Source organism: Psychrobacter sp. C 20.9 (assembly GCF_001921765.1).
Taxonomy (GTDB): Bacteria; Pseudomonadota; Gammaproteobacteria; order Pseudomonadales; family Moraxellaceae; genus Psychrobacter; species Psychrobacter piscatorii_B.
In genome coordinates, this window is sequence record NZ_MRYC01000028.1 from 16,962 (window position 1) to 27,433 (window position 10,472).

10 protein-coding genes are annotated in these 10,472 nt (G+C 43.4%); 4 read left to right on the forward strand and 6 right to left on the reverse strand.

Annotated elements, in window-relative coordinates:
- The first annotated feature begins 118 nt into the window (after window positions 1-118).
- From BTW00_RS13395 to BTW00_RS13405, 3 genes are read left to right on the forward strand one after another with little or no spacing between them, the layout of a single operon-like run.
- Window positions 119-1,390 (forward strand): glycosyltransferase, encoded by a 1,272-nt coding sequence (locus tag BTW00_RS13395; RefSeq protein WP_075107817.1) that lies wholly within the window; start codon window positions 119-121, stop codon window positions 1,388-1,390.
- A 3-nt stretch (window positions 1,391-1,393) separates the two neighbouring features.
- On the forward strand, window positions 1,394-2,548 hold the full coding sequence (locus tag BTW00_RS13400) for a hypothetical protein (protein ID WP_075107818.1): 1,155 nt from the start codon (window positions 1,394-1,396) through the stop codon (window positions 2,546-2,548).
- Window positions 2,549-2,579: 31 nt separating this feature from the next.
- Window positions 2,580-3,539, forward strand: coding sequence for a glycosyltransferase family 2 protein (locus tag BTW00_RS13405; protein WP_075107819.1), 960 nt, complete (start codon window positions 2,580-2,582; stop codon window positions 3,537-3,539).
- Window positions 3,540-3,810: 271 nt separating this feature from the next.
- Here the strand turns inward: BTW00_RS13405 and BTW00_RS13410 are convergent, their stop codons facing one another.
- Window positions 3,811-4,404 carry a hypothetical protein gene (locus BTW00_RS13410; protein ID WP_075107820.1) on the reverse strand — a complete coding sequence of 198 codons (594 nt, stop codon included), beginning with the start codon at window positions 4,402-4,404 and terminating at the stop codon, window positions 3,811-3,813.
- An 83-nt stretch (window positions 4,405-4,487) separates the two neighbouring features.
- On the reverse strand, window positions 4,488-5,654 hold the full coding sequence (locus tag BTW00_RS13415) for a MalY/PatB family protein (RefSeq protein ID WP_075107821.1): 1,167 nt from the start codon (window positions 5,652-5,654) through the stop codon (window positions 4,488-4,490).
- Window positions 5,655-5,837: 183 nt separating this feature from the next.
- Here BTW00_RS13415 and BTW00_RS13420 point away from each other — a divergent pair, with 183 nt between their 5' ends.
- Window positions 5,838-6,332, forward strand: coding sequence for a cupin domain-containing protein (locus BTW00_RS13420; RefSeq protein WP_075107822.1), 495 nt, complete (start codon window positions 5,838-5,840; stop codon window positions 6,330-6,332).
- Between the two features lie 115 nt (window positions 6,333-6,447).
- Here BTW00_RS13420 and BTW00_RS13425 read toward each other — a convergent pair whose 3' ends face one another.
- The 4 genes from BTW00_RS13425 to BTW00_RS13440 all read right to left on the reverse strand — a co-directional run bounded on the left by BTW00_RS13425 (window position 6,448) and on the right by BTW00_RS13440 (window position 10,301).
- Complete coding sequence (locus BTW00_RS13425; RefSeq protein ID WP_218609027.1) at window positions 6,448-7,425, reverse strand: RES family NAD+ phosphorylase; 978 nt, start codon at window positions 7,423-7,425, stop codon at window positions 6,448-6,450.
- A 35-nt stretch (window positions 7,426-7,460) separates the two neighbouring features.
- Window positions 7,461-8,399 carry a sce7725 family protein gene (locus tag BTW00_RS13430; RefSeq protein ID WP_075107824.1) on the reverse strand — a complete coding sequence of 313 codons (939 nt, stop codon included), beginning with the start codon at window positions 8,397-8,399 and terminating at the stop codon, window positions 7,461-7,463.
- Window positions 8,400-9,251, reverse strand: coding sequence for a sce7726 family protein (locus tag BTW00_RS13435; protein WP_075107825.1), 852 nt, complete (start codon window positions 9,249-9,251; stop codon window positions 8,400-8,402).
- A 249-nt stretch (window positions 9,252-9,500) separates the two neighbouring features.
- The gene (locus BTW00_RS13440; RefSeq protein WP_075107826.1) at window positions 9,501-10,301 is read right to left on the reverse strand and encodes a crotonase/enoyl-CoA hydratase family protein; all 801 of its coding nucleotides are present in this window, start codon (window positions 10,299-10,301) and stop codon (window positions 9,501-9,503) included.
- Between the last annotated feature and the right edge of the window lie 171 nt (window positions 10,302-10,472).

Below are 10,472 nucleotides of genomic sequence, written 5' to 3' on the forward strand. Positions count from 1 at the left end.
ATTTTACTTTTTATTTTGCGCACATTTTTGTCCTGACTTTTATCTTTATTTTCAATAACAACAACCATAACAGCGGCGGCCATAACGATGATGAATAAGCGCCGCCATAGGAAATATTATGACCCCTTTATCTTTACGCACTGCTTCTGTCACGCCGCAGAAGCGACCCTTACGCATTGCTATCATTGCGCATTCTTTATACCCGATTGCTGAGCCTTACGCAGGCGGGCTTGAGATGATTACGCATCTGCTGTGTGACAAGTTGGTTGCGGCGGGGCACGAGGTGCTGCTTTACGCGCATGCTGACAGTCAGACGGAGGCGACCCTTGTACCGCTATTGTCGCGTCAAGAATTTGAGACGATGGTCTATCCAAACGAGCATGAGTCGGTGGCGATGGGGCGCGAGGAGATGTACCAATACCTCACCTATCAACATGCGCTACGCGATATTATCGAGCGTGACGGACGCGGCGAGATTGATGTGGTACACAATCACAGCTTGCATCATATTCCGATGATGATGGGTCAGGTCTTTGGCAAGCGCTTTTTTACCACTTTTCATACGCCGATTTTTCCGCATCTGCGTTTGGCATTATTGACCTTAAAATTGGGCACCGATACGCAATTTACCTCGATCAGTACCTGTCAGCAAAAACTGTTTGCCGAATTTGTGCCATCTAAAGTGGTGTATAACGGTATTGATGTGGACTCTTTTGACGCGCAACTTGAGGCCATCGATGACGAAGTGTATCTGTGGTACGGACGTATTTGTCCTGAAAAAGGCACGCATTTGGCAATGCAATATTGCTTGGAGGCGGGCAAACGCCTGATTATCGCAGGCCCCAAAAGCAACGCCCAGTATTTTGAACAATCTGTCGCGCCGTTATTACTCCAAGACAAGCAGCAAGGCAGCGATTTGCTCGACTATGTCGGTCACAAAACCAAAGCAGAGATTAACCGTTATTTAGGTCAAGCGACGGCGATGCTGTTTACGAGCACGTGGGATGAGCCGTATGGGCTGATATTGGCAGAGAGTCTCGCCTGCGGCACGCCTGTGATTGGCTTTGATGTGGGTGCGTGCGCTGAGATTGTCACGTCTGAAACGGGCATTGTGGTCGCTAAAGAAGACAAAGCCGCCTTTATCAAAGCCTTTGATAATATCAAAACCATCTCACGGGCGGCGTGCCGTGCGCGTGCCAAGTTATTTTGTGCCGATACCACGATGGTCGATGGCTATTTAGACTTGTATTATCAAACGCTGACACCAGAACAACAATCGCTATCCACGGCGCAAAAGCCCAATGCGGCAATGCCCAAGCATTTACCCTCGATGCCACCACCGCAAGCGATGCCAAGTCTCGACACCTTGCCACAGCACGCCGAGAGCTAAGGGATGCGCATCGGCTATTACGCCCATCATCACGGCTCGGGGCATTGTCGGCAGGCGGATAAGCTGGCGGCACTGTTGCCTGAACCTGTGCGCGCGCAGTTCACCATCTTTACCAGCGTGTCTGCGGCGGACTATAGCTTTAGCAATATCAGTGAAGCGCAAGTCGTCCGCCTCGCGCCTGAAGATGAGCGCGCAGACGACGTACTCAAAGGGCGTGCGGGACAATATTGGCAACCTGAGAGTCTGCACTACTCCCCTGTCGGCAATCGCGACATTCAAGCGCGCAGCTATCAGCTGATACAGGCACTAGACGCGCGGCAGATTGATCTGATGATCATCGATGTCAGCGCCGAGATTGCTATGCTGTGTCGCACGATCAGCATGCCGTATCTTTACGTGCGCCTGACTGGCGTGCGGGACGATACGCCGCACGTAGAGGCTTTTAAAGGTGCGCTGGCAATGCTCGCGCCGTATCCGCGTGCGCTTGAAGCAATAGACACGCCCGCATGGATGCCGCAAAAAAGCCTGTATTTGGACTTTATCGGTACAGTGCCCAACACGGAGTTGACCCGTTCCGAGTTTTTGACATTACTCAATGATTTAGCAGACGATGCTACGCCGTATCGTGAGGGCGCGCCCATCATCACGGTGATAAAAGGCTATGGCGGACACCAAGCCATCGATGCGCGCCTGCCCACATTGCGTGAGCTATTGCCCGATGCCTTTATCATCTCGCTCGGTCCTATTAGTGACAACATGCGCCACTTGGTCGATATTGCCACACAGGTCAAAGACGTGCGCCCCTTTATCATTCATAGCGATGCAATATTGATGGCGTGCGGGCTAAACAGCATCGCGCAGGTCTATTACGAGCAGACGCCCATTATCGTACAGCCTGACGCGCGCCCGCATGACGAGCAAGTCGCCACCACCAATGCTTTGATTGCGCAAGGTCGGGCGCTCAGCTGGGATGATTTTTGTAAAACAATGCAAAATAATAACGGGCAGTTGCCTACGCCAACCGCTGCCACGCAAACAGCGCCTGACTCGGACACGTCGGCAGCCGCATTGATGCACAGCTTTGGCGACTATGACGATACCAAGGCATGGTTTTATGAGTGGCTGTTGCCCAAACTTGAGCTGCGTCCTGAGCGTTAATATTCATTTAATAATAAGAAAAACTAAACCTATGATGCATCACGACAAAGCCTCCCCGAAGCGACCGACCGCGCCTGTGAGCGTCATCACTACCTGCTATGGACGCAACACGCACTTATACAATCTGCTTGCCGCGCTTGCCAACAGCAGCACGCCACCCGCCGAAGTCATCATCGTTAATGACGACGCCGACCCCGAGAGCATAAGCGAATATGCGCTGAACATCGTACAGATTCCGACCACGAATGATGGCAACGATAAGCAAGCGCGCTTTGATATCGGGCATAATCGCAATATCGGCGCGGCACGTGCAAGATATGATGCGCTGATATTCTTAGATGTCGATTGTCTGGTCGCGGTGGACAGCATAGCTGGGCTATATAGCAAGCTCATGGCGCACCCTAAGGCACTACTGATGGGACAGCCCAAATATCTGACCCGACCGCTATCAGTCGCCGAGTCGACAGAACTGGCTACAGGGATGCTAAATGATGCCGCGCTAGACGTGCTCTCGGTATACAACCCCTATCGCCCGAACTTTGCGCCCACAGAATCACTTGCGCCCGCCGCGATGACGCAGACCGAGGACTTTGGGGCATTTTGGAGCTTATGCTTTGCCATCACGCGCCAGCAGTTTGATAAGCTTGGCGGCTTTGACACCGCTTATGTCGGCTATGGCGCGGAGGATACTGACTTTGCATTTCGCGCCCGCGCGTGCGGCATGCCGTTTTATCTGACTGCCGAAATCGTCTACCATCAGCAGCACGGCGTCTATCGTCCGCCGCTGAACCACTTGGACAGCATCGTTATCAATGCCAATCGTTTTTATGATCAGTGGCAACATTGGGCAATGGCAGGCTGGCTGGGTGAGTTTGCCGCGCTTGGCTTGATTGACTGGCAGGCGGCGCAGACAGCGCCGATTACGCTACTGCGCGCGCCTACGGAACAGGAGCTGGAGGAGTCACATTGTCCTGATGCGCCGTTTGTTTAAGTGTGGTTTTATTTGTGCGTAGTGGGCGAGCTTGGCACAAAGGTGAAAGCGCCCAAACAGTACCTGCGCTCAAGCCCGCATGGTAAGCTATCTCCGATAGAGTAAGGGTATAGATATTAATGTTCAATGGTTATGACCGATTGAGCTTTGGTGTGATAAGTATTTTTAGCTTAGAAGTGGTTGAAAATTTAGACCATACTATTTTGTACAATTCAACATACATTCGCAGCTAGTTGTAGGAGAGTTGAAAAATTCCGAGGAAATGCACATCTTAAACTTTGTCCGAGTTTGCGACAAAGTAATTATAGTATTTTTGCGCCTCATCCTCTGAACCTAACGCAACGTCAATAAGCATTTGAAGACCCCATACTGGACCTGGAGTAACCTGCTCTAAATCTAGATCTTCAGGATAAGCCTCTGGGTCTATTGCCATATCTAGGTTTACAAACCACCAAATCTCTATCTTTCTCAATAAACCGACCATTTCTTCAAAAGTTTCTGTGACATCAAAGTCAATCCCAGCCGAAGCAAATGTTAACATTTCATGAGCTAAGGTGTTGCGGCACCTTTTGATATACTCAAATTTCTCTAAATCTTCATCATCAATGGCACCCATATCTCGTAGCCACGTTAAAGATGCATAGAGTCGGCTTCTATTCAAGACAAGCACCTTTTCTTTATACTCAGCGCTAACAATCATTCCATTTTTATCGAACCCATTAGTAAAAAAGCCTTTTATCTTTTCAACAATACTATTCTTGAGCATCTCGAAGCCCATCGAAAATATAGAGGCTGTAATGATATTTTTTTTAAGCGTCCTGGGGTGAAGTACACGCTCCCATGATGCTTTAACTTTTTCATCCATGTTTGATCTCGATTAATAGAATCAATAGTTTGCTTGTTTCACTAGGTCAGCAATAAGGCATTGCCCATTTTCTCAATAATGTCTTAATTTCCCAACCCCTCAAACGCCATCACCATCCGCGCCAAACCCGCTTCTAACAGCATACGCGGACAGGCAACATTGATACGCATTTTGAGATGTCCTTCCTCACCATATTTTATTCCAGCATTGAGCTCCACTTTTGCCGCACGTAAAATATCATAAAGCTGCTCGTCGTCTTGACTATATGCTGAGCAATCCAGCCAAATCAGATAGGACGCTTCTGGTCGCATTACCTTGATATTGGGTAGATGTTCAGCGAAAAACTGCAAGGTAAACTCAATATTGTCCTCAATATAGGCAAGCAGTTGCGCCAGCCATTCACCGCCCTCACGATAGGCGCTGTGCATCGCCGCATAGGCGAACATGTTGAGCTCATACTCATCGTTTAGATACTGCTGGGCGTCAATTTTTTCTATCAGCGCGGCATCCTTAGCAAAAATCAGCGAGCCTTTGATCCCCGCGATATTAAAGGTTTTGGTCATCGAGGTCAGGCTCACCACCTTGTGCTCATACCCTTGTGCCAGCGTTAAAAACGGTGTAAAGGTATGCCCACGCAAGGTCAAATCCTGATGAATCTCATCACTGACGATTGCCACATCATACTTTTTGCACAAGTCTAGCACCGCATTCAGCTCGTCCGCCGTCCACACGCGCCCGCCCGGATTGTGCGGATTGCAGAGTAAATACAGCTTCACATCATGCTCTATTATTTTGGCTTCGATATCAGCTAAATTTAAGTGATATTTACCCTCGCTCTCTTGTAACGATGAGGTGATGAGCGTGCGACCATTTTGCTCAACTTTACTCATAAATGGCGCATAAATCGGATCATTGACCAGTACCGCATCCCCTACCTCGGTAAAGACGTTCATCATCAGCGCTAAGCTTGGGACGACACCCGGGGAAAACAAAATATTTTCTTTAGCAAGCGGTAACTCATAGCGACTGCCATGCCACTCGATAATGGCGTCGTACAGCGCCTCAGTAGGTTTGGTATAGCCCAATATGCCATGCTGTACGGCTTGCTCAATCGCGTTTAAGATAGGCGGTGCGGCCTTAAAATCCATATCCGCCACCCACAGCGGAATCGTATCATCGCTATAGTGCCATTTAAGCGACCCCGTACCACGTCTATCGATGACCTCATCAAAGTTATACAACACCCGCATTCCCCTTCATTTAAAATAATGGTTCAGGGTACAACAGGAATGGCGTCATCAACAATCGCTTTATGCAGGATATATAAAGCCGCTATCTGATTATCAACATCACGCCTATTTCGTCCCTTTTAAAACCTGATACTATTGGCTAATAGTGGTATACACTCAAAGCATCAATCAAGGAGACCGATGATGACGACACCAGAACAAAAGCCGCCTAAGGACACGCAAGCATACGTCTTGACCAAATCCGATATCGATAACACGCCTGAGACTAAGCATATCCACCAGTTCAATGAGCACGCTATCCGCCATACGGTGTCGCTCAGTGATATCGTTGGTCTGACCAAGTTTGGCTTGCACCTCGTACGGGTGGAAGCGGGAGATGAGACGACGACCCATCACTATCATGAAGAGTCGGATGAGTTCATTTATGTGCTGTCAGGTGAGCTGTCGCTGCGCTACGGTGATGAGCATTATGAGCTGAGTGCTGGAGATTTTGTCGGTTTCCCTGCGCATGGCGCGGCGCATTCGATGCGCAATGAGAGCGATGCCGATGCTACTTATCTGATGGGTGGCAGCCGACCTGATATTGATATTACCCTGTATCCAGAGATCGACCGTAAGATGTATAAGATTCATGGTAAAAAGGAGTATGTGGATATGGAAGATTTGGGTGAGGTTTGAGGGTAAGGCTACTTAAAGTTGAACACCTTTCTTAAATTTTTTGAATTAAGCAGCAAAATTCAGAAAAACATTAGAATATAGCTTCCAATAGAAATAACATTTTCTTTAGTCGAAATCAATTATACCCTATCTTCAACTTTGAAATATTTACCTTGTTAACCTCAAAACAGTCAAATAAGTTTTGATTAAAAATCACATAGTTATTACCAATGTTATGCAGTGAACTAGTAAATTTCAAGCCTTCCACACCTGTATAAATTTTAATAAACTCACAGATAAATTGTGTAGGTATATAATCTAATTCTGAGTCATACCTCCTGAGAGGCTGAGATAAATCTCTACTAATATGTCTTTTTAATAGTCTAGACTTTATTTTTTTATTTACCTCATTTGGATGATATATTGTAGAAACTTCAGTAAAGTCAGAAATTACTACATCTCTGTTTAAGTCATTTTTGACTGAGAACTTACCTACAGAAACTTCATCTAAATACGTGGATCTAATCTCATATAGTATAGTTTCTTCATGATCTGATAAATATAGGTAAGGAATACCCATGGGATTAGCACGACCAGCTGTACTAATTTCTTTAGGTGGACAGAACATTTTATCAGGAGAAAATTTCTCATCGTTTGTACTATGATGCAATCTAGCTCTATATAAGACGTCATCTTTACTCACTACAAACTTACTTTCGAAAAAACCGTCCCATCCTAGCTCATCTGTCAGATAGTTAACATCTATTAAGTATCTCTTTTCCCATTTTAGCTGCTCTTTCAAATCAAACCAGTAATTTACATTGTTTAAAATTTCTTGGCTATAGTTAACTAAAACATCTGCATGAAAAAAACTTATTTCTAACTTATCAATAATTATATTAAGAAACTTAATACCTGTCTCGTTATTACGGAATAAGCTCCAATCACCTTGAATGAGGCTTAGAAGTCCAATACCATCAGGATGTGTCTCAAAATTACCTAAAAGTTCGTCAAAAAAATCTAGTAACTCATCAATTTTTATTATATTTTTGTCATCAGTGCCACAAAAACAGCATGACCCACGCTCGCCTTGAGAGAGGATAAAACCTTTCAATTCTCTATCTTCGAAGCAACTTTCACATATACTATTCATGATATTTTATCTAAATACTTTTTAACGACTAGCAAATGGTTTTTGATAGTTATCTTTTTAACAGTACCAAGACCAGGATACTTTAATTCTTCGTAGTACTTTTTAAGCTCATCTGTACCTGAATTTTTTAGCGGTAACTCTTCACAGAACTTGACAGCTTTTTTGGTAGCTTCGGCAAATTTTCCTTGTACATTGGAGATAGAATCATTTGTATCAGAAGTAAAATGTCTTATCCAAATTTGATCATTCATCTCTTCATTAATATAAGTCAGATTTATAACAACAGCTCTTGGGACACTTCCACCTTCGAGATACTCTTTAGATAAAACGGTAAAATCGCCAAACCCTTGGTATCGGTCATCCTTATAGTACAAATGCTCTTCGGAAAATTTGTGAGCAGGGATTTCGAGATAATCTGCATTTTTTTGTTGACGTTCAAATAGATCATCTAATCTAATATAAATCTTATTTAAATCTTTAATCTTTCTATCTAAAGACCTATACCTGTGAGGCTCTAAAAGCATGATATGACTTATACTATTATTACTACAAAGTTCAATCAAACTATCTTCTTTAGTGAAGTCATCTAGACCAATAATCATAGTGTCTTCTAAGTTGTACTTATGGATACATTCCAAGATATATTCTGCATTATCAGAATAGTGGAAAGCAGGTTTATACATTGAGCTTTCTAGCTTACTAATATATTGTAGGAAATGCTCTTTATCTCCTACAACTTCGCCTACAGATGGATTTACTATTAAGAAGGGCTTAAATCCACTTTCAAGAAATATATTATTAGCAAGACTTAAGCTATTAAAATTTTCTTTAACAGGCTCAATGACAGGTGTGACTTTCTCTAAAGCATTCTCTAATGCTAAATCTCTAATTGTTATTAATTCGAACTGTCTACCTCTTAAGTACGGATAGTACATTTAACACACCTTATGAGTCTTTAACTTATTAATCAAATCCTTCCTTTGCTCTTCTTTCAAATTCAATGAAAGACAAACCTGATTAAATTCATTATTGACCTTGTTAAAAAATGAGTTGTATACTTTTCTATTCTTCATAGCTTCTATAAATGAATAGTTAAGCTTCTCGTATGGTATTTTCGAAATCAAACTTTTACATACTTCAAATTGGTTAAAAGCATTTATTTCAGGTAATTCATCATAGTAATCATATGTAATATTAAGATACTCTTTAGAATGCAGAACATTCATCAGAACATCAATATCAATATCAATATTTTTTATCGCCTCTCTTTCTACTCTGAATTCTGTTATTTCTGAATCATAAGAAATAATTGCTACGTTACTGTCGTATTTCATATATTGTAATACGTTTTCCTGTGGAACTATAACATAAACTTCATTGAATATTTTTTTATAAACCTCCAACTGCTTTGATAATCTATACTCTTTATCAAGTATTGTTTTGATTTCAAATACCTTAGACACCCCATTAAAAATAGCTAAATCAGCAGTTGCACTACCTAGTCTCATTTCATTAAAAATTACTGAGCGTCTATTACCTATTTCTTTTATCAATTTCTGATTCAGAAATTCATTTTTTACAACATATTCATTTTGATAGTTTTTTTGAAGTTTTCTATACTCTTCTTTGAATATTTTTAAATATGTACTTCCTCTTCTTTTATCTATCAAATCATATCTTATTAATTTTTTATCAACTGAACCAAAGTCATTTTTCAACAATCGAAGTATTTCACTCCTTGTGAAAAGTGTTGATAAATCTCTAAGCTGATTAATATCTGTAGACATTTAAATTCCCGAATAACTGAATATTTTTTGCACGCCTACCATCTTTCACCTTAAATATCAAGCCTGCCAACCTAGCAATTATATCGTATCTACTATAAATATAATAATACTAAATATGAATTAGACTATATGGTTCTAATATAGCAACGCTATATACTATTATTTAGTTAATATACTACTCACATAAGCAACTTTACTCATTTATCTATAACTTAGACAATTTACTCAAGAATTGTCTAAGTCTTCAATCTAACGCCCCTTAAACTCAGCTTCCCTTCTCTCAACCATCGCCATCACGCCCTCTTTCGCATCTTCTGAATGAAAGAGTGGCGGCAGATAGCTATGGATATCAGCCAGTGCCGTCGCGGCACCATTGCGGCTCGCATCTTGCGCGGAAGATAGCGCGCCTCTAACGCCCAGCGGCGCAGCTTTGCTGATCTCTTGTGCCAGTGTTAATGCGCGCTCGTACTCAGTCCCATTTGCCACCACTTCACTGACCAAATTCAGTCGATCAGCCGTTTGCGCATCGAACGCTTTGCCCGTGAGTAGATATGGCATGGCTTTTTGCCAGCCTGCCGCCGCGACAAAGCGTACCGTCGCCCCGCCAAATGGCATAATGCCGCGCTGGACTTCCATTTGGGCAAAGTTGCAGTTGTCGCTAGCGATGACCACATCACAATTGAGCATAAGCTCGATAGCCACGGTAAAGCACGTGCCTTTTACCGCCACGACCACAGGTTTGGTGCGTAAGCGTCCGCTAATGCCCCACGGGTCAATTTGGTTGCCATCAAACTCAAACACACCGTCGTTTAGCTTGTCTTGTAGCTCGACCAGATCAAGCCCAGCGGTGAAGTGATCGCCATGCGCAAAGATGAGCGCACAGCGTAAACTATCATCGTCTTCATATCGAGTCAATGCGTCAGATAGCTGGGTAATCATATGACTGTCAAAAGCATTGCGTTTATTGGCGCGGTTTAGCCCGATCAGGCAAATAGTGCCGTCTGTGTCATAAGTAATGCGGTTGTCTTGCGTAGTACTGTCCGTCGTCATGGTGATGTCCTTGTCAAAGTTATTTTTTATGAAGTGAGTAGGGCGTGTTGAACATTCGACCATGGCACTGACAGCGACTATTTTTTAGGCGATTCGATGTTAAAAATAATAAGTTTAGTCATTCTAAGCGCTTATTTTTAACGATGAAGCGGCAAAAAAGAGTCCTGTCCC